A 25,512-nucleotide genomic window follows, 5' to 3' on the forward strand; every position below is an offset into this window, starting at 1 on the left:
TTTTTTTTGGTCTAGTTTATGGGGTGCATTATACCTGGCATTCCATCTACTCCCTGAGGACCAGTTTCTCCTTTCATACCACTATCACCTTTATCGCCCTTTGCACCTGACTGACCTTTTAAACCACTTGGACCTACATCCCCTTTGAAACCTCTTAATCCCATCTCTCCAGGATCTCCTTTTTCGCCAATTATACTTAGTCCTGGTACTCCCCTATCTCCTTTTGAACCTGAATAGCCATGCTCACCTTTCTCTCCAGGATTTCCTTTTAGACCTGGATGGCCTTGATTCCCTTTAGGACCTGGCAAACCTCTTAGCCCAGGAGGTCCAGGCATTGCTACTGCTGACTTTATATTTAACTGTAGATTTCCAATTCTCTTTTCTAAATCTTTAACTTTTTTCTCTAATTCTTCAATTTTTCTATGATTCATACTAACCTTTAAATTATGTAAATAGTAGTAATAAGGGTGTAAATGATGACTCTGCTGCTCAAACTCCTCCTCCTCATAATCATAATCTATATAAGTATGTTTTTCTTGCTCAAAGCTCTCAGGTGTCAGAGCATAAAATCTCTCACATTTACCATACTTACTTAACATGCATCCTACATAATTGTCATTATTCAATCTTTTTATTCTAAAATGAGGATTAGTCTTTTTAAGACTAATATTAGCACCAAATTGATCTATTATATCGATAGAAACAGTTCCAGAGAATAGCTTTAATTTTTTATTACTAAAGCTAGTAGCAATATTATTCAATATCCCAATCTTATTACCACGTATACCATATACTTCAGCACTTTTATAAGTACTTGATAGAACTTTTTCTGGTCCCCTTAAAAATTCTTTCCAACTCCTATTCTAAGTCTCTTATCAGGCAGCTTTTCAAGCTCTTTTAAGACAAAATCTACGTCTTTATTACTCATTATATCTTTTGGATCTACTAGAACCCTACTATTTATTAGCGGCACAAGATTGACTGAACATTCTCCAGCATAAGACTGAATGTATTCTTGACCTCGATATTCTATGAAATTGCTAGGTATAGAATTGAAAGTAGCTATCTTGGAAATATTGGAATTATAGTAGTAAACATAATAATATTGATCTGAGCCATCAACCAAAGCCAGCTTGTAATCACCACCTACTTTTTCTAGCTTTAAATTTAGCCTTTGAGATGAATTAGTTAGTATTATGTTCATCGGTCTCAGCATAAAATTAGATATAATAAAACTTTCCTCATGATCAAAGACATACGATATATAAGGTAAGTTAATTCTTTCTTCGTCATTTATTTTGACATTTACAAGCTTACTTTCACCATCACAAAAAGTATCTCCTGGCTCTAAATTAAAACGCATCTTCGCTCCTCTTAGTTTTTATATCTGCAATATATGGCAACTATCACAATCCTCTACAATATGCTCTTGCATTTACTTTGAGTAATTGATTTCTATTAACTTCTTCTACAAAGCTAGATGGATTTCCCATTGTACAATCTGACTGTTTAATAGTCTTACCTAACTCTTTAAAAACACTACTATTTCTTTCGAAATACCCATTTTCTATGGCTGCTAAAACACTTTTCCCACCTAACAGACAACTCTGCCCTAAACTTGATTTATTCTCTAACTTGTTAAATCTGACTTCATCGACAAGCCTCACCTCTATTTTATTACTATCTTTCTCACTAGGACATAGATGAATACAGACTTCTCCTATTTCGGTAGTAAAAGGCATTTCAATGATATCTCCCGAGAACTCTGTATAATTTCTCTTTCCTCCTATATTTTCAACTCTAATTATACTTTTTCCAACTTGAAGTACACCAATGTTTAGATTCAAACCTTTAGCTTCTTCATTCTCAAATACCCTTGCAACTTCAATAGTACTATTTTGTGGATAACCTATACAAAAATATCCATTATCTATTTCTAGTTCAAAGTCATATTCATCGATTTGCTCACTTTTATTCATAATACTTTCAAGTGCTAACTCCTTCAGCTTTGAAAGGTTTGCTTTTCGCTGATCTAAGGTATCTTTATCTGAACAAATTACGTTTACTATATCTTCATGCTTTTCATCGCTAAATCTATTTAAAAATGCACCTTCTGATATTATCTGCAATACCTTTTTTTTGTCTAAAAATTCATAAATTCGAGTAGTATCGTAAGAAAGATATAGCTTTTGCAATGTGTCAGCTATACGATCTACCAAGGATATATCAGATTTATATGGAAAAGAGAACATTATTCCTTGTTCCAGTGCTTCACTTATAACTTTATCAAATTCTTTTTCGCACTTCTCATAATCTTCGTCGTTACCACGGTTATTCAAAACATTCAGGTCATCATGGATCTTATCTATTTTTTGCCAAATACTTTCATACTTTTTTATCTCTATTGCATTTAATTTTATTTTTGCTAAAGAAAAAGAATCTTCTTTGCGCATTATGTCTGCATCGTAGAATAGTTGACTGTAACGCCTACCAAAACTTTCATCATAATCAGGGCAAGGGCTAACATTGTCTTCATCTTCACTTTCACTATCCGTTCCATTCCATACTTCAATCGGGAAATCGGTATTTTCAAGATTTTTATCTTCACTTGTTAGACAATTTTCTGTTTTTCCATATAGCCGAGTTGATTTATGATCATCGCTACTTTCATTATCAGCTTCATTCCATACTCCAATCTCGAAATCGATATTTTCAAGGTTTTTATCTTCATTTGTTTTATCATGTTGATTATTTTCTCCTTCTCTACGTAGCCAGGTTGGTTCTTGATCATCATTATCTTTAGTACACCTGGTTTCTACTTCATGTATAGACTGAGGTCTTGCTGTTTCTTTTCTTACGTTTTCTTTGTTTATTTCATCTGCAAGAGACACTTCATTACTGATATAGAAATTTTTCTGTTTTAAATTCTCGTTTTCCTTCTGCAGGCTACTGAATTCTGCAAACAGCTCTTTATACTCCGATAAATAAATACACAATTGATCTCCTATATCGTTAAGTTCCTTCTTTTTTTCTAGTATCTGATTTTCATAATTACCTTTCAAATCCTCTATACTGTTTATCAGCACTGTACTTTCTTTTCTTACTCTGTTTAGCTCATCTTCAGTCAAATCCAATTTTTGCTGTAACTCTTCATTTATTTTGTCTGTTAACTGAATTTCATTCTTTGCCTCTTTTAATTGGTTATTTAAGTTCTTAATTACATCACTTTTGTTCTGAGTTTCTAATAATAATATTTCTACTTTCTGTTTTAGCTGTTCGATGTCTTGATCATTTTCAGTTAAACTTCTCGTCCTTTTTTGTAATTTAACTTCAAGCTTTTTAATTTTTCCTTCTAGGGTTTGCATTTCTCTGGTAAGTTCACTTACTTCTTCGTAATACTCTTCTACTCCTTTCTTATAGTGTTTTTGTAACTCTACATTTTTTTTAAGATCAAAATTTTCCTGTTGTAGATTTTCTATTTTGCTTCCTAAACTATCTATTATTTGATTTTCTTCACTGCTAATCTCAAATACCTCTTCAGGAAAATGTGCAAATTCACAAGATGAAATGCCTTCAAGGCCGTTACTACCAAATAAATTATATTGTACTGCCTGCTTTGAACTAAACATACCTATATCCCCTACTAAAATAAACAGATAATATATTGTATGTGCTATATGTCATAAGTTCAATTGATTTAAACATAATTTATTTACTAATTCCTATTGTGAATTTTTATAGAATAAGTTTAGGTGTAAAATATTATGATACTATTAAAGTAGATGGATAAAGCACAGTCTTTTTGAGAGGATAAATTTAATGAAAAGACCATACTAATTAGTATTATAAGGAGTTTGATCATTTACTCTTTCCAAAAATCACAAGAAAGTACCTACCTTTGTGAGAACAATTTAAACAAAAGCGGCGTTGTGTAAATAAGAATGTGAAATTGTTGTAACAAAGTTATACAAAACAGTTCGTATGTAAACATGGCTAAAGTAGGCTAATATAGTTGATTTTAGCGTACAATGAAATTACCATATAAAAAAGTTCGCACGGATCTAGCGGTAGACCATACGATTCCAAAGAAACTTGTTCTCACCGCACTTGGTTTTGAGCGCTGAAAATGGTTGATTTACTTGAGATATTAATAATATAGTTTACTGAATTAATAGTAATTCATTTGAGAATAAAAAGAAAAATTTATGATAATTTTACATTTCAAATCGATATTGTTCTTTTTATAAAAAATATTCCTATACTGCGCAAGGTCAAGTTTTAACCACATCAATTTTTCTTTCAAATTAAATCTTATCTTTTACAATGGGTCTTACGTTTAAATTATTTGATACCCAAAATTAAGGAAGCCATTTTAAACGGCACACAACCTCAGCATCTAAAACTAGCTGATTTGAAGGAAATATCACTCTCATGAGAGGAGCAAATGAAGGTGCTTTACGGACAAGAGTCTTAATAATAGTCTTCTATATTATTGTTAATAAACACCACCATAAAATATCTTACTATTACCCACAAATAAAAACATAGTATTGTATTTACTCAAATAATTTAATTTTATTAACCTGAAAGCTTATTGGATTAAAATTATTAAACTAAGAGTTATAATTTTAGCAACTAAAAGCTGTAAATTGCACCATATAAACAGTTATTTCAAGCAAAAGTTATGCCATTAAGAGCTACGCAACAAACATTTATATTTGTGGGTAATAGTAAGATAAAATATGCAGAAACAACCTAGAAGACCGATTACAACCAATGCGTAAATATAGAGTAAAGAAAACTTCATCCACCTATTAACTTCTACCTACTACCTCTACTATTGCTATGGTTATAAACTCTACTCACTCCATCAATTTTATCTAATGCAGACTGCGGGTTACCAAAATCAATTGATATCACTCTTTCTCCGCCTAATTGTAATGCTCCTCCACCTCCACGCTGTGGGTATTGGAGTCCTAAAAATTGTAATAGTAATGGATCAATTTCATGTTGAATTCCTGGATGATCTTGAATCAGTCTACCCCTAGGAGAAGATAGAGGATCATTTTGGAATAATTGTGAAATATTTCTTCTCCGATTTTTAAAGTATTGTTCATTTCTTTGAGATTGTCTAGTGTCATTTCCAATGCCTACACTAAGAAGACCACGTATATAACCTATAATACCCTCACCTTTCTCTCCAAAGTTATTATTTCCCTGTAAAGCTTGATCAATAGCTTGGTTAATATCCCTAGCATTTTCGTATACCCATATGCCACAATTATGGCCATCTGTTTGCTGATGAACGGAAACATTATGGACATTATCATCGTTAATATCACATTCTCTTAAAGCTCCTCGAATATTATTGTCAATACCACTATCTGGACCAAGTGAATCAGCATAATACCCATAATAATTTCCATTTTGGTGTACAATAACTAATGTAACCCAATGACGATTACCTACATTAATAATAGCAATTAATCTATCTTTTTCACCCGAATCTACTTTTTGTTTAAAGTTAGCTATGTGACTACTTAATAAGCCCCTACCTGTTGGATCATTTTGATTTCCATCGACTCCTACTGAAGTTATTGTAAAATCATGACGATTATTAGTTGGATTAGATCGATCATCATAGAAAGTATATTGTTGTGCAGCGAAAAACATGTCATGAGTTTGTAGCCAATAACGATAATTTTGATTATCTGTTGCAAAGTCTAGTGCAAGTAGATCATGCACATCTTCTATCTCACGAGCGTTGTTTCTACGAAGGATAGCATTTATTTGTTGTAATATTCCTTGTGCTGTAGGAGTACCACCTCCCCTTATTCTTGACTTTAATGTTTCTATTACCTGTGCTCTAGTACCTTGCAAGTAACTAAACGGAACATGTAGATTGTCGCCTATATCAAGCAAAAAAATCGAATTTTGTCCTGGTGCTTTTTCTTCGTAAAAACGCCTAAAGTTTTCACGAGTCTGATCTGATAATAGACCTTCTGGTGGATTCTCATCAATAACACTTTCAGGTCCCACTAATCCTCCTGGTCTTGAACCGTGAACATGACGATCAAGCTTGTGTACATACTCTTCTCTTCCTATCCCTTCTGGGAAAAGTATAAGATTACCTGCTTCGCGTGCATCTCTATTAAACACAATAGGAAACAAAACCACCTCATTTCCAGAAGTAATAGGTATAAATCCTCTGTGTTGTTTCTTAAGTCTTCCGATTTCTTGTCTCGCATCATTTTGCTGTTGTCCTACTTCTTCTGCATTATTAGCAAGTCTTAACACATATCCAATTGGGTGAGTATCTAGGTCATTCTCTCTAGGTTGTCTTAATAATAAAAGATCTAATCTCTGTTCTGTAATTCTTGTGAGTATTACCCTTTCTCCTTCTTCTTCCTGCCCCCTTTTTAAACTATATGTTTGACCAACTTTATACATAGCAAGCACTTTATAAGGATTATCACTAGCATAAAATGTACCATGTAGTATAGAACGGAACTTATCCTCACTATTAACATTTATTGTATCCACAAGCGGCATCAATGCTCCAGAGATCTCTTGAAATAATCCTCTATGCTGAGCTATATTTTTCCAGCCATCATTCACAACTTGATTTAAAGTATTATGTACATTTTCAGTATTGGGCACTTGTACAAGATCACCAGCAAGAAAATTATTTGCATTATTATTTTGGTAATCGTGATATAAACCAAGGTCATTTGGTAGATCAATATCTAGTTCAAGTTGATTATTAAGTGTGCATGAAACTTCCCACACATGAACATCATTTCCATTAACATTAAGAGTCTGTAAATTGATGGCTCCTTGTTGTTGCGCATCGTGAGCTCTAATATGAAGTATAACTATATCAGAACCTTCAGCATGAAAGACCATAGTTAAACATCTTAAACCCTCATCACCATGTCTAAATATGTACTTTGTTATAGGTGCTTCGTCTTCCTCTTCTAGTTCTAAAGGGTGCCTATCAAAAGCACTACTTCCAAAAGCAAAGCCAGTTATGCAATCAAATATTCTATTATAATTCTCTGCATTTCTTGGTATTTCAGCAGGAAGATGGTGAAGCAAGAAATCTCTAACATTTTCTCTAATGCCTTCATTCTCCAAACACTCAAATAATCTTTGTACTAAAGGAAATCTATCCTGTTGAAGTTCTACTGTATCAACACTAAAAGGATCTAGATCTAAATTAAAATTTAATCCAACACAGACAGTATTTCTTGATTCAGTATGGATAGGTATAAATGAAGAAGTGTGTAACCTTCCAGCGTAGCCTATGGCACAGTTTAATGTAACATCTGACGGTGTGTCAAATATAGCAAGATTAATAACAATAGGAATATTTTCTCTTTCTGCTTGATGACGTACAAGAAATGCAACATGTGTGTTTCTAGGAGATAAATCAAGATCGATGCCTATTGTGTAGCGATGACTAAAATTTGCTAAGAAACCTAATAAAAACCCGTGACCCTCAAATCTTTGATTGCGATTTTCAATATTATTTTCCAGTACTTGTCTGTAATTATTATAGATGTCAGTTATGTATGGCAAAATTTCTCTGCGTATTCTATCTCTTACATCTTGTCTTCTATCACTCGCTAGCATTTCCATAAAATTATCAATTCCTTGTTGACCCTGTGCTACTTGCGCAAAATTGACCAACCTACCAAGTTGTCTACGCTGATTTTGATTGAGTTGTCTTCCTTCTATTTCCTTAATTGTTAGTCTGTGATCTCCTAAGAGCCGTCTAATAAGATTGATTTCAGATGCTGAATATTTGGCAAATTTATCCCTACCTTGACGATCTTTTTCACGAATTACCTCGAATACCGTTGCAATTGCCTCTCCCTGACTCTTGCCCTTTCCGTGCATGCATACTTTGTATTGCTCAAAATTTAGGTCTTCTTCCCTTAAATTTGGATTTTGCCGTCTAATCTCTTGTACTAGAGCATTTCTCTCCCTTGTACTGAACCTCAACCCATCACTATTAGGACGATCAGAAATACTGTAGCATCTGACAACTTGCTGTCCGTCACGATAAACAGCAACTTTTAGGTTTGCCGTATTTCGATTTTCACCATTACGTGGATTAACACCATGGTTATCAAAACGAAAATAGACTCTCTCATTTGCATTTAAGATATTAGCATCATGTGCAGTAGAAAACATACTAAAAAAGAATACAGGAAGGAAACGACCTGCACTTACATGATACAAGAAAGATGGACATTGATCTAAAAAAGATTCAAATCCTTGTCTGAATCCTTCAAGATCTCCATCCACCAAACTCCTAATAAGTCCATCACCATTACTCATACAAAATACCCCTTATTTACTACGACCAGAAACACCAAGAGTTCATAAGTGGATTACTTATTACCACTAAGCGTAAAGACGCTTTTTTTCTTATAAGAAGAAACACCACTTACACTAGGAGTTCCAAGCTCAGACTGCGGACTATCATCAACTGGCAAAGTTGTTTTCTTACTACCATGAGCTTTAGATCGTGATCGCAAATTACTGCAAGGACCATCACCTACAGGACCAGGTGGTAAAATTGTTTTCTCTAACTCAGAGAATAATTCTTCTGCAAACAGACCGTAATCTACATTTACTCTTTTACCTTCCCTACCGCATAATCTAAGGTCTCTTATTATTAGTTTTTTAAAGAGCTCAAACTTTTCAGGAAAGCAATCTTTGGCAAATGACATCATATCTAATATTTCTTTTTTCTCTATTTCTTTTTCTTCATCAGTCTTATAAATGTCTTCTCGTCTCCAATTGACTATTAACTCTGCAAATACACCACTTGTAGGAACTGTATAATTAGAAGTATTAACAGCAGCTTTTCTGTATTGATACAAGCTACCACATTCCCAAAATTCCATAATAAGAGATCTAGCTTGAACATTTGATTCAGGATTTTTCAACATCACATCTGAAAGAGAGGAAAGAAAAAGCTCATAGTCTCGCTGTGAGAATATTTTGTCCGAACAGTCTCCTCTTGCTGAAACTTCTTTATAACACCAGCACTGTACCAAATCATGAACCGTATCAAAAAAACATGACTCTATTAATTCAGCAAAAAGGGAATATACTCCTTTATCTTTCTGTGATAATTTCTGTAAAAGAGTATCTTTATCGACTATCTTATTTACACAAAAATCTAAAATAGGGGCGTCTTTCTCAACAGATTGAACGCGAGAAAGAGCAAGAATAGCTTCTGTGAGCTTCTTTTCCTTATCTTCTTCTTTTAAATGATTATAAAAATACTCTACCCCTTCACTCCACTTAAGTTTTACAGCACTGTCAAAACCTTCTACTGCATCATACTTCTTTAATTCCCCAGATTCTCTATCGATCCAGAAATCAAATACAGGACCTTTCCTCTTTATGCTATCTAGTAACGAGTTTCGTACGTATTTGCCAAATTCAGTTTCAGTTTTACCATCAAATGCACCAGGAGGAAACTTGTTCCTATAAGATTCAAATCTTTTTTGAAAGAGAGGATGAATTTTATCCACTACACAGTAACTACAAGCCATCTCATATTTGCGAAGTGGATTATCTATTCCACCTATTTTTTCTTCAGTAAACCTTTGACCTAAAGCAGCATTATCCAACCTTACACCTGACCAGCAACCTTCATCTTGAAATACATTGTGCAAAAACTTCAACTTATCACCCTTAAAGTATTTTATGTGCTCCATAAAGTTATCTTGAAGGACTCCCACCCATCTCTTGATAGCTGACTTCCTCCCGGCAACAACTGCTGGATCTGGATGTTTAATAGCTTCCTGTAATTTTTTGGACATCGTAGCCCGAAGCTCTTTCTGTGTTGGCATTATCCCCCCTATTAAGTATTAACAGTGTCATGTAAAAAAGGCATTATACAGAAATTAGAATGGATTGCAATATTAAAATTACCAGAATAGAGGGTTTAATAAAAAAAACGTTATGGCTAAAACTTCTTTTCTTGAATTTTCTCAATATAATCAACAGAAAGACCAGTAGTTTGAGTTATAATGTCAATAGAAACTCCTGCTTTAAGTAGATTCTTTGCAACCTCAATTTTCTCTGCTTTTCTGCCTTTTTCATGGCCGATTTGGATGCCTTCTTGTCTACCTTCTTGTCTACCTTTTTGAGTGGCATCATCGAGTTTTTGAGCGAGGACAGCCTGTTCATCACGAATACGCTTTATCTCTTGTTCATAGGCTATAAATTCTTTTTCTGACCAGTTGAACCTATTTAATTCTTCATACGCTCTTTTAATTATTAGATCACTTCCTATTATTCTCTCTAGCTCTTCTTCACTAGTTTCATCTGCATATCTAAAGAAGTAGACCCATTTTTCAACTATACTTGAAAGCTGATCTTCTTTTGTTTTTGGAAATTTAGGCAACTCAATAAATATAAAGTAAAAATCTTTTAGATCACGTTCATTAGTATCTTCATCGCGAATAGTATGCTTTGATTTGTACTCAGACTTATCAGGAAATAAAATACAATCTGCTATAGCAATAAAGATAATTTCCTTAAGGTCCTGGTATTGATCACCTTTATCGGCTTGTCTTGAATAGGCTTTAGCAGCATAGTATTGGGCACGTTTCTCGAAGCCTTTGGTTTTAGCGACCTGCATTTCAATAATCCATTGCACCCCCGTGGAATCTCTACATAATACATCAACAATGCTTTGCTTTTTAGAGGCAATATCAGGGTCTTGAATAGTACTTAAAAACTCTATATCCTTTATTTCATTTTTGCCAGTAAAACCCAGAATATCATTGAGAAAGTGAATGAGGATGTCTTTATTCTTTTCAGTGCCAAAGATACGGCGAAATGCGACATCATTCTTGGGATCCAGAAACTTCGAGAGAGCCATAGCAAGAGTACCTAAAAAGCATTAATAATTATACACAATTCTGAAGAAATATTCAACTAAAATGCAAACATAGAAGTTTTTGTATATCTTTGTTTGGTAGTATTAACATGTATAATATTTATGGCAAACATCTCAATAAGGTATCAGATAGCACAAAAAGTAAGGAACTGGAGGTTAAAGCGAGGATATACTCAAAAAGATTTAGCGAAGAAAGTCAGTGTAACGTATCAAGTAGTACTACAATATGAAAAAGGAACACGTAAAATTTCGATTGAAAAGTTGTATGCTATAGCAGAGATATTGTCGATTGGTATTGTAGACCTAATTCCTGTATCAAATGAAAAAATCTGTCTTGAAGATGAGGGAGAAGAAATACTAAATCTAGTAAGAGAATATAAAAAGATTAATGATCAGGAATTACGTAGAATGTTTTGTTTACTAACCAAATTTGTTCAAGTTAGTGAGAAAAATAGTAAAAAAACGGAGAGAATAAAAATTGCAAAAGGTCTTATTAAAGCAGGAGTTTCTGTTGATACTGTTTCAAAAACAATTGGTCTGTCTGCTGATGAATGTGTTGAAGAAAAAACGGGTTCTATCTACTACCAAATAGGAAAAAAGATAAAGGAGTGGAGGGCAGTACGGGAGTATACTCAAAAGGATTTGGCTGAGAAAATGGATACAACACGTGATGAAATAAGCAACTATGAGCAAGGACGTGTGGCCATTCCACTGGAAAAATTATATGCAATAGCAGAAACATTATCAATTAGCATTACAGATCTGCTCATAGAGGAAGATGAGATAGTAGAAAGTGAGCTACCTGATTTAATAAAAGAATACAAAAAAATTGAGAGTCAAGAATTACGCTATGCGCTAATAAAATCTCTGTTTGAAAGCATACAAATTTGTGAGGAGAAAATTAGAGAAGAAGAAAGAATCAAAATTGCAAAAGATTTAGTAAAAGAAGGAATTTCTGTTGATATTATTTTGCAAGCGGTAGGCATCTCTTTGAACGAAATTCAACAAATTTAAAATAAAAAATCATTATATATTAATATTTTTACTTCTTAATGAAAAAATAAGTAAAAAAGATTGAAAAATTGATTTGACTTCACTCGAAAGCTATGGCTCTATGCCAATGCTGATAAAAAAACAGCAGTAAATATTTAAAAAAAGTTTGTTGTTAGTGAAGGGTAAATTATATGAATAAAAGTAAAGAAGAAATCGAATTCAGAATATTAGAAAGCAAAGGCAAAGCACTACTTGATCGTGAAATAATGGAAACGTTTTTAAGTGCAGTACATGAAAGACCACAAGCTCAAGAAATTGCTAAAAATCTGGTGAACACTTATACGGGAGTAGGAAGGATTTTAGGCCGAGAAATGGATGACCTGAAAGTTATAGAAGGAGTAACTGATTCTGCAGTAGCAATGATTATGTGTGTTAAGGAAACACTAGAAAGGGTACTGAAAGAAAAGCTTAAGAGTGAGCCAATAATGGACTTACAAGGGCTAGTAGAGTACTTAAACGTAAGTATAGGTCATGCAGAGAGGGAATGTGTAAAAATACTGTATTTGAATAAAAGGCGCCAACTAATTGGAGAAGAATCCTATATTGGTGAAATGGAAAAAGCACCAGTATACATAAAGGAAATTATAAGAAAAGCATTAATAAAGAATGCAACATTAGTAATAATGTCACACAACCATCCTGGGGGACGCTTAGAACCATCAGAAGAAGATCAAGAAGTAACGAAGAGCTTAGCAGCAGCATGTAGTACTGTAAGCGTTAGGTTATTTGATCACATTATCATCACAAGTGGTGGCTATTTTAGCTTTAGAGAAAACGGATTGTTATAGCAGAAAGTATTTGCAAATCTACTCACTATAATTTATAATAAGTAATACAGTGTATAATAACTATACACTTAGAAAGTATATTTAATAGCGGAGGCTAATATGAATAATAAAATAATTGTACCTTTTAGTGATAAAGAGGGGGGTGTTTACGAGTTAAACGTTGATCTTGATAGATTATCAAAAGGTGAGATGTTAAATGCTATTGTAGGAATTGGTCGTACTAAGGAGCAATCCACCTTTGTAAGCAAAATTAATAATGCTAAAAAGCTTGGAGATAAAGAAGTAGTACCTTTCCCTTGTAGAGAAGTTCGCGAAAACCAAATCAACTATGGGAAAGGATTTGACTATATTTATGGCACAAAACCTTTGAGTAATCAAGCAGATTATCCAGAAGGGTTAAATCCATTTGCTTCAGCTTTGCAAAAAATAAAGCCAAGTATAAGAGGTTGTCCGGAAACTAGTAAATTCAAGCATATTTCCTCTTTAACATAACCCTACTCATAGCTAGGTATATGAAATTCTCAGTGGATGTTGTGAGTAAATCATACTCCTTCGATAGCCTTCTATTCCTATTAATCCAAGCAAAAGTCCTTTCTACAACCCATCTTCTTGGCTGTACTTTAAACCCTTGTTCTCTTGTTGGTAGTAGCTCAGGTGGCGTATCTTTGTGCACCCAAAATCTACATGGAGGCCTTTTAACAATTTCAATATCTATGTCATATTCTTCCTTTATGTGATTCTTTAAATTTCTTCCTTGGTATCCCATGTCAGCCCACATTTTTTTAACTTTAGTATATTTTGTTCTCATATTGTTTAATGCTATTTTAATACCATCTCTATCATTTTCGTTAGCAGCGCCTACATAACAACCTATTATAAAACCCTGAGTGTCTGTAATTATATGCCTTTTTCTACCCTTTACTTTTTTACTTCCATCATAGCCTTTGATCCCCCTTTTTCTGTAGTCTTTACAGATTGACTATCTACTATACAGGCACTCGGCTGCTCATTCCTTTCTATTTTTCTTCTACTATATTTTGTAATTTCATAATTCATTTTCTCAAAAATTCTCTGCTTCTTCCATTGCCTGAACTGCTCATACACAGTCTTCCATAGCGGAAAATCATTTGGTAAATATCGCCATTGACACCCTGTACGCAATACATAGAAAACTGCTTCTAATATTTCTCTTTTGCTATACTTTGGCGGCCTTCCTCCCTTCTTGTATGATACTCTGAAGTGTTTTTCTATTCTTGCCCATTCCCTTTCGCTTAGGTCTGTTGGATACTTTTTTCTCATCTTTACCCCTTACTTAAATTTCAGATGTTATAGCCTTTTACTAGTTTCCGGACAACCTCTAATACCTTCAGCTCCATGAGTAAATTTTCCAACACCACGAGCAAAAGGGCCTTCTCTAACATCAAGCCATTTATCTTCTCTCGAGCCTGTAGACATTCCTTTTACTAACTTCTTTGTTTGTAGAAGTTCTTGTACTATACGCTCTAGTCTATCTCTCCCTAGACCATGAAGAATATCAGGTAATCTGTGCCGTTGTTTGTATACTCCTGTATTTCCTGTATGAGTGAATGGATGCCCTGCAACAGCAGATCTTGCAATTGCATCAACAAGATACATTTTAAGGTCTTTTTCACTAGCATTTTTACCTTTTAGTTGCACTGTTATATCTTCTAATAGCCCTGTTTCTTGGTTTCTCAGGTAAGTACGTACAGTTCGGTCAGCTAAACCATTTGCCTTAACAACTGCTCCATAAAATAACGCATTCTGTCTTGGAGCTTCTCCTATTGATTGAAAGATCTCTGGCTTAGCTGTACCTTCTACTGGCCAAAAAGCATATGAGCATCTGACACCATTAATAAGAGCAGATGTGCCTCTAATTGCATCACGTGCTTGTTCAGCAGTTAATATAGGCTTTTCTCCTTTTGGTTTTCTCAGATGATGAGCAGTAACTATCGAAGCTCCGGTACTACATGCTAAATCAGACAATAAACACATTAGATAATCTCCTACAGCAGGATCAGCATTTATGTCTGCATGAATAAACGATGCAAGAGGATCAAACACAACTAATTTCAGATCTTTAATTTTATCAAGTTGTTTTATTATAGACTCAAATTCAGGCGAAACTTCAATAATTTTACCACGAATACTTCTCAGTATTGTCAGTGATCCTCTTACGTTTGGTAGTGGTACTATAAACAGCTTATCTTTAAATTTTAATCTTTTACATTCAGGATCAAGACGTTCAAGCCGACGGTGTACCTCGCCTGCATCATCTTCTGCTGAAAAGATTACTACTGATCCATGTTCAGTAACAGGTGAACCAAAACCACATATCTGATCTGTGTCACTTGCAACCTTAAGCGCCAAATCGAGGAGTAGCATACCCTTACCTGTATCTCCCATAGCAGCTACTATTGAAGTAACACCCAAAGGAAATATTCCTTCAACAAGAAACTTTTGCTCTGGTACTGGACCTACAAAACGATCTGCACTCCAGTCTAAAATGTTCAGTGGTGGTCTAATAATTACCTTTTTCAAGTTATTTTCAATGAAGTCAGAAACATTTGTGTTTTCTTGTACATAGTCCGCAGCATCCCAACCTTTTGGTTTACCTTCTGGAATTTTGACTATAGAAAGCGATGCAATACCTAAGCTGAGAAGTTTTGTAGTAGCATTTTCAGCATATTGTTTACCAGGCTCATCGTTATCCGGCCAAATAACAATATGCTTGCCTTTAAGTTGTGACCAGTCAGTTTTGTCCGCATCTGCATTTGCTCCAGACATTGTGGTTGTTGCAGTAATTCCTTTTTCTATTAGTGCTTCTGCGCATTTTTCACCTTCAACAAGAATGATTTTATCAGACTTCAAAATACCAGGGATATTGTATAGTGGTCTTGTATCAGGTGCTTTATAACTCAACGTTTTAACATTAAAAGGCTTGTATACTTTTTTCTTTCCAGGAAAATCAGAACGGTAAACTTTTACAATCACCTGACCATTTTCATCATAATAATTCCAACTGTAGGTAATAAATTTCTCAAAGTCTTCGTCAATGTATTGCTTCTCTGTATATTTTTTGTTATACCCAAGCCACTCAGCTATAGAAGCCATTATCTCATGAAATTCTGTTTTGGAGTGTACTTCTGCCCAAAGATCAATAATATCACCACCTTGATTTGTTGCAAAATCTTTCCAAAGCCCAGCTTTACTACCAGTTAATTCTACTACTAAACTTTTTCCTCGATTACCATGTACATCACCTACATAAAACCTATTACCATGAAAAACCCCATTTGGTAGCAAGTAAGAAAGACAAGATCTGAGATCGGCCAGAAGCCTTAATTTTATGTTCGCTGTTTCTTCTGATGATGGTAGATAACTTTGTGAAATAGTATTGTTGAAATCGCATGAAATATTCATAAATTCTCCATTAAAACTTATCAGGGATTTTTTCTGTTTCCTCATAAGTAATTAATCGCAAAATGAAATGAATTTGTTCAGCGTAATTTGAAAAAACATAAAAAATAATATTTTTTTGAACATTCTGTGAAGTTTTTGCGATATATATTAGTAGAGGGGTATGAAAGTTTGAAACTCGTAATTTTCACTCCCACTATTTTCAAGAGGTAACTTAAGTGTCCATGTTATTGCTTAGGCTACCTCCAAACAAATATCTTACAGAATGTCAATACTAACACTAGATTTAGGGAAACAAACCGGATGGGCTATTCTACATGATGGAATAGTTCAAAGTGGCAGTGAGAGTTTTCATACTAGTCGTTTTAGTGGAGGTGGCATGGTATTTCTAAATTTTCGTAAGTGGTTGAATGAAATGAAAGAAAAATTTCCAAGTATTGAAACAGTTTATTTTGAGGAAGTGAGAAGACACCTTGGAACTGATGCAGCGCATTGTTATGGTGGTTTTCTTGCAGTTCTCTCTGCTTGGTGTGAAGAGAATCATATTCCCTATCAGAGTGTTCCTGTTAAGACTATAAAACGCTTTATCACAGGCAAAGGCAATGCAAGTAAGAGTGAAGTTATTGAAGCGATACGTGAAAAAGGTTTTTCACCTAGAGATGATAATCAAGCAGATGCTTTAGCTTTGATGTTCTATGTTATGGAAAGATATTAATAAGCTCATAAAAAGTGGGTCCTTTCGGCCATACTGGCGGGTTTGGTGGTGCTGACCCCAGGCCTTCTTTAGCGTCAGAGATATTTTGAATATTAACTTTTTAATTAGTACAGTAATTATATGAATTTAGCAATCCACTACTATCCTACTCGAAATCTGGTCGAATATGAGCGTAATCCGCGTAAAAATGACGATGTAGTCAACAGAATGTGTGCTTCAATCAGGGAATTCGGCTTTCGTATACCAATAGTTGCAAAAAGCGATGGAACTGTGGTTGATGGTCATTTAAGACTTAAAGCAGCAAGAAAACTTGGTATGGAAAGTATTCCAGTGGTCTTAAGTGATAATCTAAATGAACCACAAACCAAAGCTTTTCGATTACTGGCAAATCAATCAGCTAATTGGGCAAAGTGGGATGATGATCTTTTAAAGGTAGAAATTCAAGAGCTAGAAGATTTGCAGTTTGACCTTAAAATGACAGGATTTGAATTGGAAAAAGTTCAACGGTTTCTCGATGATTTTGATGGTGAAAAAGAAGATCTTTCTGACTTAGTTGTTGATGACAAAAAGGTAGAAATAACAAAACTAGGTGATCTATGGATTTTAGGTGATCATAGAATCTATTGTGGTGATAGCTCTGTAATTGAATCATATAAAGCACTGTTAGATGATAAAATGGCAGACATTACTATTTGTGATCCTCCATATAACGTTGACTATGGTAGTAGCCAAGAGAGAGAAGATAAAAAAATATTAAACGATAATCAAGGTGAAAAGTATGAGCTTTTTCTCTATGACATCTGTTCCAATATTTTAGCATATACGAAGGGAGCAATTTACATTTGCATATCATCATCAGAGTTTTCAACCTTGCAAAAAGCATTTGAGGAAGCAGGAGGAAAATGGTCAACATTTATTATTTGGGCAAAGAATCATTTTACGCTAGGCAGGTCTGATTATCAAAGACAATACGAAGCAATGCTCTATGGATGGAAAAGCGGTAATAAACGTGAGTGGCATGGAGGAAGAAATCAAAGTGATCTATGGTTTTATGATAAGCCAACGCACAATACACTACATCCAACGATGAAGCCAGTAGAGCTAATGGAGAGAGCAATAGTAAACAGCAGCAGATCAGGAGACATAGTACTTGATCCATTTAGCGGTTCTGGAAGTACACTGATTGCATGCGAGAGAACAGGAAGAATTTGTAGGACAATAGAGCTAGATTCAAAATTTGTAGATGTCACCATAAAACGTTGGCAAATATATACTGGAAGAGATGCCATTTTAGCCAGTACTGGTAAAACTTTTGCAGAAATTCAAGAAGAAAATTCTTAAAAAGGAGCAAAAAGAGTGGAAAAAATCACGCAGACGGAATGGGCAAGAGAGATAGGAGTATCAAAGCAATATGTCTGTTATTTAGTAAAAAAAGGAATAGTTGAGCTGGAGAATGGTTTGATCAATAGAGAGCAAGCAAATGAAGCAGTAGCGCAATAAGAGATCCAAGTCAGCCACTTAGGAGGAAAAATCCAGAAAATACAAATAACCTTTCTACAATGTTGCTAAAAACGCGAATAAAAAATGAGATGGAACGAGGTAAACTGCTTGAGGCAAAGGCAAAAGCTGAGATTGGTGAACTTGTAGCAGTAGAGGAAGTAAAGTGCGAAGCATTTAATGTAGCAAGAGTTGTCCGTAATAATTTGCTTAATATTCCAAATAGAGTTTCAGCACTACTTGCATCACTGAGTGACACTGAAAAGATTCATAAGACGCTAACCGAAGAGATTACAAACTCATTACAAGAATTATCTAATACTAAATTTCAAATATAAAAAAGATTTTGAATATAAAATGGCTGATAACTTAAGTTTGGAGTTAATAAAATGTCTCATCAATCAACCTGGATTAGATGTTAATGTCAGAGGATTAAATGGAAAGACACCACTACATTGCGCTATAGAGTTTGACGAGTTAAGCATGGTGGATTTATTACTCACGAAGAAGAACATTAATCCTTTTGTTGAGGACAATGAAGGCAAAACCTCCTTAGATTATGCCAAAGAAGGTAAAAAAGCAGAAATATTACAAGCATTAATCAATCACAAATACGGATCAGAACAAGATAGCTTACTTCATTTAGCTGCAATGATAGGTGAAGTTAATGCAGTTAGATATTTGATCAGAAAAGGTATTGACGTTAATGTACGAAATGCTCTGCATCATACACCATTACATCTAGCATCAGGAATAGGACATGAGAATATTGTCAAAATTTTAGTGGAAGAAGGAAATGCTGAAATAGATGTCTTTGATGCACGAAATCAGACACCAATGCACTATGCAGTTAATAACAAAAAGTTGGAAATAGTAAAGTTACTGCTAAAGCTTGGAGCAGATGTAAATAGCGCACGCATGGGACAAAACTCAATGAAATTGTCGCCTGTTCATATAGCTGTAAGTAATACTAATTACGATGAAAGAGACTTATGTCTTGATATTCTCAAATGCTTAATAAGGGAGCCTAATGCTCAAGTCAATTTACAAGATTACGAAAATAAAACGCCACTACATTACGCTGAAAGACTTAAAACAATAGAGGTTTTACTAACTCGAGAGGATATAGATCCTTTAATCAGGGATGATAATGGTAAGACACCATTTGATTACGCTAAACCTGAGATAAAGAAGGCTTTGATGAGTAATAAATACGGTTCTGAAAAGAATAGTCTACTACATTTAGCTGCACAAAGAGGAGAAATTGAGATTGTAGATGCAATTTTAAAAGAAGAAATCAATATTGATATTGTAAATAATAAAGGTCTATCACCAATTTATCTTGCTGCAGAAAAAAGGCATTTACATGTAGTAAAGTTATTGCTGAAAAAAGGAGCAAATTATACACCTGTTCTGCACTTAGCAATCAAATCAAACAATTTAGAGTTACTAAAAACTTTATTTAAAGAAAAGAGCATCAAATTACCAGATGAGATAGGCAGATCTGTACCAATTTATTATAGGTGTATAGAGCATAGAGATGCAAAAGTAAGAAAATACAATAGTGTGATCTGTATTTTTACCTCAGTAAGCGCAGTAGCAATAGCGGTATGTATAGGGTTAACAGCAACAACAATAAGCAGTGCAATAATTTTTGCAACAATAACAGGGATATTTGCGCTTATTATAGCACTAATGATAAGTGAGATGAGCAAAAGATATATAGAAAACGAATTTCAGAAAAAGATGTTTATGGAGGAGTGTAGTTCTACTGTTAATGACGTTGAGTTAGAACCAATTACTAGTAGATGCAGGAAATGATATACGCAACATCTTTTTCTGAAGGTTTAAAACCAGATCCCCAGCTTAAAGTGTCAGAGTGGGCAAATGAGTATCGAGTTTTAGCAGCAACTGCAGCATCAGAGCCAGGAAAATGGAGAACGGAAAGAACTCCTTATTTAAAAGAGATCATGGATTCACTATCTCCATCTTCTCCAGCGGAGAAAATAGTATTCATGAAAGGAGCGCAGATTGGTGGAACAGAAGCTGGTAACAATTGGATAGGCTATATCATAGATCAGACACCAGGTCCAATGCTGGTAGTACAGCCAACAGTTGAAATGGGAAAGCGTTGGTCAAAGGGAAGATTTGCGCCACTGATTGAAAGTACACCATGTTTAAAGAGTAAAGTAAAAGACCCAAGGTCAAGAGATTCAGGCAATACTGTACAAAGTAAGGAGTTTCCAGGTGGAATAGTAGTAATAACTGGAGCAAATAGCAGTGTAGGACTTCGTTCTATGCCAGTAAAATACCTCTTTCTTGATGAGATAGATGCATATCCAGGAGATTCAGGTGGTGAAGGAGATCCAGTACTGCTTAGTATTGCACGAACTAATACATTTGCACGGCGAAAGATTTTTTTAGTATCAACACCAACGATTCATGGAATAAGCAGAATTGAGAAGGAATTTGAAGCAACAGATAAGAGATACTTTTTTGTACCATGTCCGTATTGTAATTACTATCAAGTTCTAAAATGGTCACAAATAAAATGGGAAGATAAAAATCCAAGTACAGCACACTATATATGTATAGAATGTGGTGAAAAGATAGAAAATCATCAAAAGACAGAGATGCTTGAACGTGGAGAATGGAGAGCTACAAATCCAATGAAAGGTGAGAAAAAAGGATTTCATCTTTCAAGTCTTTATAGCCCAGTTGGGTGGTATAGTTGGCAACAAGCAGTAGAGGATTTTCTGCATGCAAAAGAAAGTGAACAATTACTGAAAGTTTGGATAAATACCACGCTTGGAGAAACCTGGGTAGATAAAGGAGAAGTACCGGACTGGAAGCAATTATTTAACAGGAGAGAATTTTTTCAGATTGGCACAGTACCAAAAGGCGAAGTAGTTCTCACAGCAGGAGTAGATGTTCAAAAAGATCGCTTGGAAGTAGAAGTTGTAGCCTGGGGAAAAGGCAGAGAAAATTGGTCAATAGACTACCGAGTATTTGAAGGAGATACAGGAGGAGGAGAAGTATGGGGAAAACTTTCGGAGCTTCTGAGTCATCATTTTATCGGTAAAAATGGGCTTGAATATATGATAAGCATGATGGCGGTAGATGCTGGATATGCAACGCAAGAAGTATACAACTGGGTAAGAGGTCATCAAGGATCTGGAAGAGTAATGGCAGTCAAAGGTGTAAATAAAGCCCTAGTGCCACTTAGCAGCCCAAGTAGAGTAGATATAACAGTTGGTGGTCAAAAGCTGAAAAGAGGAATAAAGCTATGGCCAGTAGGAGTATCGATATTAAAATCAGAGCTTTTTCAATTACTTAATGTTTTAAAGGACGGTGAAGAAGCTCCAGCAGGATACTGTCATTTTCCCGAGTATGCACCTGAATATTTTAAGCAGCTAACGGCAGAGCAATTAGTCAGCAAAGTAGTAAAAGGATATACAAAACAAGAGTGGCAAAAGGTAAGAGAAAGAAATGAAGTATTAGACTGTAGGATTTATGCAAGAGCAGCATCGATAGCACTGGGAATAGATAGATGGCCAGAGAGTAAATGGGAAAATTTAGCAGATAAAAAAGCTAAAAGGGTAAAAAAAGTAAGAAGAAGTCAATGGTTGAATGAGAAGTAAAATGTACAATCAAGAATATTTAATTCAAGTCGAAGAAGCGATAAAAAAACTGCAAAGCGGAGAGCGAGTAGTATCAATTGCATATGGTGACCATGTGGTGAGATATGCTGAAGTTCAGATAAATGACCTGCTGAATCTACGGCAACGTATTAAGGCTGAACTGAAAGTTGCAGGTGTGAGACCGAAGAGAAGAATTGTGATTGCGACAAGTAAGGGGATTGACAAAATTGTGTAAAAATGTTATAGTTTAAAATTGGTATTTTCTAGTTAAAATATGGATCAAAGTCAAGAAAGGCTTAATGTTAATGTAAATTTTGAGGGGGAATTTGCTCACTACCTTATAGAAATGGCAAAAGTTCAAAATAGAACTATAGAAGAGGTTGTAAAGGACCTAGTGGAAGAAGAAATTGAAGCAAGTAAATTATCTGAAGAAGATGATGAAATAGATGAAGTAGATATAAAGTTGGCTAAGCTTTCTCTTGAGCGTGATGCTAGAGGTGATGAAGAAATTAGAAGTGAGGATGTAGATTGGAATAGAATATTATCTGCAAAAACAGTCTAAAGGTGGAGATACAAGCTGAGATACGATATTATCTATTCAAAAAAAGTTCTTGAGGAAGACTTTCTTGCATTACCACCAACGATAAGATCTAGAGTGAGAAGAGCTGTAGATAGTCGTCTTGCAACCAACCCTAAAGCAATAGGTAAAGCATTATCGCATGAATTCAAAGGGTATTTTAGGATACGAGTAAGTGATTATCGTGTAATTTATAGGATAAATTACTCAAAACACACAGTAACTATTACTGCAATGGGACATCGGAAGGACATTTATGAACGCAGCCCAGAATAAGCGTTGGTATTTGTGCAAGAGCCTCATGCATAATTTATAAAGTGTTAACAGCCAGACTATCCAGCAGCTTGCTGTAATTTTTTAATGTCAAATTGCGCAACAAACTGCTGCATAATCAAAGAGGCAAAATGCTATTAAAATCGTTCAAACAACTATTTAGTAAGCCAAAAATCAAAAGCTCAGCGTGGGATGCAGCAGGCTCAGGAAGAAGATTTTTTCACTTTCAACCAGAGTTAGGAAGTATAAACAATTTGCTGTCTCAAAGCCTTGAAACTTTACGTAGTAGATCACGTGATATGGTGAGAAAAAATCCATATGCAGCAAATATTATTGATACAATAGTAAGTAACTCTATTGGAACAGGAATAAAACCACAATCAAAAGCAAAGAATGCAGAATTTCGAAAGAAAGTGCAAGAATTATGGCTAAAATGGACAGATGAAGCAGATAGCTGTGGAATAAGTGGTTTTTATGGATTACAAGCTCTGGTATGTAGGAGCATGATAGAAGGTGGAGAGTGTTTTGTACGCCTCCGACATCGTAAACTCGAAGATGGATTTTCTGTACCATTGCAACTTCAAGTATTGGAATCAGAGCATTTGGACAATAAGAGCAATCAAACACTAGCCAATGGTAATGTAATAAGAAACGGGATTGAGTTCAATAGACTTGGGCAAAGAGAAGCATATTACTTATTTAGAGAACACCCTGGTGAAAGTACGTTTGGAGAATCAGTGAGAGTACCAGCAAACGATGTTTTACATATATATAGACCACTAAGACCTGGGCAAATTAGAGGAGAGCCATGGCTTTCTAATATACTGCTGAAGCTTTATGAGCTTGATCAATATGATGATGCAGAGCTGGTGAGAAAGAAAACTGCAGCAATGTTTGCTGGATTTATTACAAGACTCGATCCAGAAGCAAATATCATGGGAGAAGGTGAAGCAAGTGAGCAAGGAGTAGCATTATCAGGTTTAGAGCCAGGAACAATGCAGCTTTTAGACCCAGGAGAGGACATAAAATTTTCAGAGCCATCAGATGTTGGAGGAAGTTATGAAGCATTCATGAGACAGCAACTGAGGGCAATAGCAATAGGTACAGGAATAACATATGAGCAGCTAACAGGAGATTTAACAGGTGTTAATTATTCATCCATTCGAGCAGGGCTGATAGAGTTTCGCAGAAGGTGTGCAATGTTACAGCATAACGTGATAGTGTTCCAGTTTTGTAGACCAGTATGGAATAGATGGCTAGAGTTAGCAGTACTTTGTGGAGAACTCTGTATAGATGAAAAAGTAGTAAAAGCAGCGAAAGAAGAAGTAAAATGGATACCACAGGGATTTGATTGGGTAGATCCACTGAAAGACCAGCAAGCACAGCAAATGGCAGTAAGAAATGGATTTAAGAGTCGCTCAGAAGTTGTTTCAGAATTGGGTTACGATGTTGAAGAAATAGATCAAGAAATAGCAGAAGATCAAAAACGTGCAAATAGTCTCAACTTAATGTTTGACTCTGATTGTAAAGGGTTATGATGCTCTTAGGAAAACCATTAATGCTTGAACCAAGGAGTTTTGAGCTATTGTCATTAAACAATCAAAAACATCCCACGTTTAAAAACATAAAGCACTCCATCAAAAGTAACGTAGAAAGAACTGCAATTATAGCAATACATGGAATCTTGACTAAAAAACCAGGTGCGTTTGATGAAATGCTCGGGATGACATCATATGAGCAAATAGAAGAACAAATTAAACAAGCATTAGCAGATAGTAGCATAGAGACAATTATGCTGGAAATAGATAGCCCCGGAGGAGAGGTAAACGGTATTTTCGACTTAGCTGATTTTATTTATGAATCAAGAGCAAAAAAGAGGGTAATAGCGATAGCAAATGATGATGCATACTCTGCTGCATATGCTATAGCTTCAAGCGCTGAGAAGGTATTTGTGAGCAGAACTTCTGGTGTTGGCAGTATTGGAGTAATAGCAAGTCATATAGATCAAAGTAGGTTTGATGAAAGGCAAGGTATTAAGTACACCACAATCTTTGCTGGTAGTCGAAAGAATGATTTAAACCCACATGAGCCAATGACGTCTGAAAGTCTGGGAAGCTTACAAAAAGAAGTAGACCGACTATATGAAATGTTTTTGCAGCTAATAGCAAGGAACAGAGGTCTTTCAATTGAAAAGATTCGATCAACAGAGGCAGGGCTATATTTTGGGGAGAAAGCAGTAGAAATAGGCCTTGCAGACGGAATGACAATTCTTTCATCTATTAATAAAAACAGGAGTATTACTATGAATGAACAAACTACAAACGACCTAGAAACTGATAATTTAACCAAGTATCGTACTGAAGTTCTTGAATTAATACGTTTATGTAATTTATCGAAGGTGCCAGAAAAGATAGAAGAATTTATTGAGCAAGGCGTAAGTGTTGAGCAAGCCAGGGAAGTTTAATGGAATTACTTGCAGAGAGAACGAAGAAGACAGAGATACTGAGTGCAATACCACAGAATTCAGGAGAGGAGTTGATGATGCAAGTAGCTAAAGTATAATGCACCCCATAAACTAGACCAAAAAAAAATGGTTGATC

18 protein-coding genes and 3 pseudogenes are annotated in these 25,512 nt (G+C 35.0%); 13 read left to right on the forward strand and 8 right to left on the reverse strand.

The window, feature by feature from the left end; translation table 11 throughout:
• Positions 1 to 11: 11 nt before the first annotated feature.
• From LB100_RS03525 to LB100_RS03550, 6 genes are all read right to left on the reverse strand, one after another.
• Positions 12 to 761 carry a hypothetical protein gene (locus LB100_RS03525; protein ID WP_456201470.1) on the reverse strand — a complete coding sequence of 250 codons (750 nt, stop codon included), beginning with the start codon at positions 759 to 761 and terminating at the stop codon, positions 12 to 14.
• 77 nt (positions 762 to 838) lie between these two features.
• Complete coding sequence (locus LB100_RS03530) at positions 839 to 1,363, reverse strand: hypothetical protein (protein ID WP_456201471.1); 525 nt, start codon at positions 1,361 to 1,363, stop codon at positions 839 to 841.
• Between the two features lie 43 nt (positions 1,364 to 1,406).
• Positions 1,407 to 3,629, reverse strand: a complete 2,223-nt coding sequence (locus LB100_RS03535) for a coiled-coil domain-containing protein (RefSeq protein WP_456201472.1) — start codon at positions 3,627 to 3,629, stop codon at positions 1,407 to 1,409.
• 1,192 nt (positions 3,630 to 4,821) lie between these two features.
• A complete protein-coding gene (locus tag LB100_RS03540) occupies positions 4,822 to 8,346 on the reverse strand; it encodes a cytoplasmic incompatibility factor CifB (protein ID WP_456201473.1) in 3,525 nt (1,174 codons plus the stop codon).
• A 53-nt stretch (positions 8,347 to 8,399) separates the two neighbouring features.
• On the reverse strand, positions 8,400 to 9,875 hold the full coding sequence (locus LB100_RS03545; RefSeq protein WP_019236549.1) for a hypothetical protein: 1,476 nt from the start codon (positions 9,873 to 9,875) through the stop codon (positions 8,400 to 8,402).
• Between the two features lie 116 nt (positions 9,876 to 9,991).
• Positions 9,992 to 10,912, reverse strand: a complete 921-nt coding sequence (locus LB100_RS03550; RefSeq protein ID WP_264337290.1) for an Rpn family recombination-promoting nuclease/putative transposase — start codon at positions 10,910 to 10,912, stop codon at positions 9,992 to 9,994.
• Between the two features lie 120 nt (positions 10,913 to 11,032).
• Here LB100_RS03550 and wmk point away from each other — a divergent pair, with 120 nt between their 5' ends.
• From wmk to LB100_RS03565, 3 genes and pseudogenes are all read left to right on the forward strand, one after another.
• Positions 11,033 to 11,944 (forward strand): WO male-killing family protein Wmk, encoded by a 912-nt coding sequence (gene wmk / locus LB100_RS03555; protein WP_264330403.1) that lies wholly within the window; start codon positions 11,033 to 11,035, stop codon positions 11,942 to 11,944.
• A 170-nt stretch (positions 11,945 to 12,114) separates the two neighbouring features.
• Positions 12,115 to 12,771: a JAB domain-containing protein gene (locus LB100_RS03560; RefSeq protein WP_264330402.1), complete on the forward strand. Its 657-nt coding sequence runs from the start codon at positions 12,115 to 12,117 to the stop codon at positions 12,769 to 12,771.
• Positions 12,772 to 12,870: 99 nt separating this feature from the next.
• Positions 12,871 to 13,209, forward strand: a pseudogene (locus LB100_RS03565) (hypothetical protein); the annotation flags it as partial.
• A gap of 28 nt (positions 13,210 to 13,237) precedes the next feature.
• Here the strand turns inward: LB100_RS03565 and LB100_RS03570 are convergent.
• Both LB100_RS03570 and LB100_RS03575 read right to left on the reverse strand, forming a co-directional pair.
• A protein-coding gene (locus LB100_RS03570; protein ID WP_456200940.1) for an IS5 family transposase occupies positions 13,238 to 14,070 on the reverse strand; the annotation gives its coding sequence in 2 pieces (ribosomal slippage) (positions 13,238 to 13,701 and positions 13,701 to 14,070; 834 coding nt in all).
• Positions 14,071 to 14,097: 27 nt separating this feature from the next.
• Positions 14,098 to 16,212 (reverse strand): AAA family ATPase, encoded by a 2,115-nt coding sequence (locus LB100_RS03575; protein WP_456201474.1) that lies wholly within the window; start codon positions 16,210 to 16,212, stop codon positions 14,098 to 14,100.
• Positions 16,213 to 16,474: 262 nt separating this feature from the next.
• On the opposite strand from LB100_RS03575, the gene LB100_RS03580 reads away from it, so the two are divergent.
• The 10 genes and pseudogenes from LB100_RS03580 to LB100_RS03625 all read left to right on the forward strand — a co-directional run bounded on the left by LB100_RS03580 (position 16,475) and on the right by LB100_RS03625 (position 25,474).
• Entirely contained in the window at positions 16,475 to 16,924 is a 450-nt protein-coding gene (locus LB100_RS03580) for a crossover junction endodeoxyribonuclease RuvC (protein ID WP_264377085.1), read from the forward strand.
• Between the two features lie 120 nt (positions 16,925 to 17,044).
• Positions 17,045 to 18,265, forward strand: a complete 1,221-nt coding sequence (locus LB100_RS03585; protein WP_456201475.1) for a DNA modification methylase — start codon at positions 17,045 to 17,047, stop codon at positions 18,263 to 18,265.
• Positions 18,266 to 18,280: 15 nt separating this feature from the next.
• Positions 18,281 to 18,759, forward strand: a pseudogene (locus tag LB100_RS03590) (hypothetical protein).
• Between the two features lie 19 nt (positions 18,760 to 18,778).
• A complete protein-coding gene (locus tag LB100_RS03595; protein ID WP_456201476.1) occupies positions 18,779 to 20,242 on the forward strand; it encodes an ankyrin repeat domain-containing protein in 1,464 nt (487 codons plus the stop codon).
• Complete coding sequence (locus LB100_RS03600) at positions 20,239 to 22,062, forward strand: phage terminase large subunit family protein (protein ID WP_456201477.1); 1,824 nt, start codon at positions 20,239 to 20,241, stop codon at positions 22,060 to 22,062. The genes LB100_RS03595 and LB100_RS03600 overlap by 4 nt, the downstream gene beginning before the upstream one ends.
• Before the next feature lies 1 nt (position 22,063).
• Positions 22,064 to 22,297: a gpW family head-tail joining protein gene (locus LB100_RS03605; RefSeq protein WP_208571804.1), complete on the forward strand. Its 234-nt coding sequence runs from the start codon at positions 22,064 to 22,066 to the stop codon at positions 22,295 to 22,297.
• A gap of 39 nt (positions 22,298 to 22,336) precedes the next feature.
• Positions 22,337 to 22,624: a hypothetical protein gene (locus tag LB100_RS03610; RefSeq protein ID WP_143688829.1), complete on the forward strand. Its 288-nt coding sequence runs from the start codon at positions 22,337 to 22,339 to the stop codon at positions 22,622 to 22,624.
• Positions 22,625 to 22,654: 30 nt separating this feature from the next.
• Positions 22,655 to 22,915, forward strand: a complete 261-nt coding sequence (locus LB100_RS03615; RefSeq protein ID WP_262986682.1) for a type II toxin-antitoxin system RelE family toxin — start codon at positions 22,655 to 22,657, stop codon at positions 22,913 to 22,915.
• 128 nt (positions 22,916 to 23,043) lie between these two features.
• Positions 23,044 to 24,450 carry a phage portal protein gene (locus LB100_RS03620; RefSeq protein WP_456201478.1) on the forward strand — a complete coding sequence of 469 codons (1,407 nt, stop codon included), beginning with the start codon at positions 23,044 to 23,046 and terminating at the stop codon, positions 24,448 to 24,450.
• A pseudogene (locus tag LB100_RS03625) lies at positions 24,450 to 25,474 on the forward strand (S49 family peptidase). The gene LB100_RS03620 and the pseudogene LB100_RS03625 overlap by 1 nt, the downstream one beginning before the upstream one ends.
• Positions 25,475 to 25,512 lie beyond the last annotated feature (38 nt).

This window comes from Wolbachia endosymbiont of Protocalliphora sialia, from assembly GCF_053891855.1.

Excerpts from the sequence above, each read along its gene's own strand:
- LB100_RS03530 (WP_456201471.1), bottom strand. The coding sequence starts at position 1,363 with ATGCGTTTTAATTTAGAGCCAGGAGATACTTTTTGTGATGGTGAAAGT.
- LB100_RS03535 (WP_456201472.1), bottom strand. The coding sequence starts at position 3,629 with ATGTTTAGTTCAAAGCAGGCAGTACAATATAATTTATTTGGTAGTAAC.
- LB100_RS03540 (WP_456201473.1), bottom strand. The coding sequence starts at position 8,346 with ATGAGTAATGGTGATGGACTTATTAGGAGTTTGGTGGATGGAGATCTT.
- LB100_RS03545 (WP_019236549.1), bottom strand. The coding sequence starts at position 9,875 with ATGCCAACACAGAAAGAGCTTCGGGCTACGATGTCCAAAAAATTACAG.
- LB100_RS03550 (WP_264337290.1), bottom strand. The coding sequence starts at position 10,912 with ATGGCTCTCTCGAAGTTTCTGGATCCCAAGAATGATGTCGCATTTCGC.
- wmk (WP_264330403.1), top strand. The coding sequence starts at position 11,033 with ATGGCAAACATCTCAATAAGGTATCAGATAGCACAAAAAGTAAGGAAC.
- LB100_RS03560 (WP_264330402.1), top strand. The coding sequence starts at position 12,115 with ATGAATAAAAGTAAAGAAGAAATCGAATTCAGAATATTAGAAAGCAAA.
- LB100_RS03575 (WP_456201474.1), bottom strand. The coding sequence starts at position 16,212 with ATGAATATTTCATGCGATTTCAACAATACTATTTCACAAAGTTATCTA.
- LB100_RS03580 (WP_264377085.1), top strand. The coding sequence starts at position 16,475 with ATGTCAATACTAACACTAGATTTAGGGAAACAAACCGGATGGGCTATT.
- LB100_RS03585 (WP_456201475.1), top strand. The coding sequence starts at position 17,045 with ATGAATTTAGCAATCCACTACTATCCTACTCGAAATCTGGTCGAATAT.
- LB100_RS03595 (WP_456201476.1), top strand. The coding sequence starts at position 18,779 with ATGGCTGATAACTTAAGTTTGGAGTTAATAAAATGTCTCATCAATCAA.
- LB100_RS03600 (WP_456201477.1), top strand. The coding sequence starts at position 20,239 with ATGATATACGCAACATCTTTTTCTGAAGGTTTAAAACCAGATCCCCAG.
- LB100_RS03605 (WP_208571804.1), top strand. The coding sequence starts at position 22,064 with ATGTACAATCAAGAATATTTAATTCAAGTCGAAGAAGCGATAAAAAAA.
- LB100_RS03610 (WP_143688829.1), top strand. The coding sequence starts at position 22,337 with ATGGATCAAAGTCAAGAAAGGCTTAATGTTAATGTAAATTTTGAGGGG.
- LB100_RS03620 (WP_456201478.1), top strand. The coding sequence starts at position 23,044 with ATGCTATTAAAATCGTTCAAACAACTATTTAGTAAGCCAAAAATCAAA.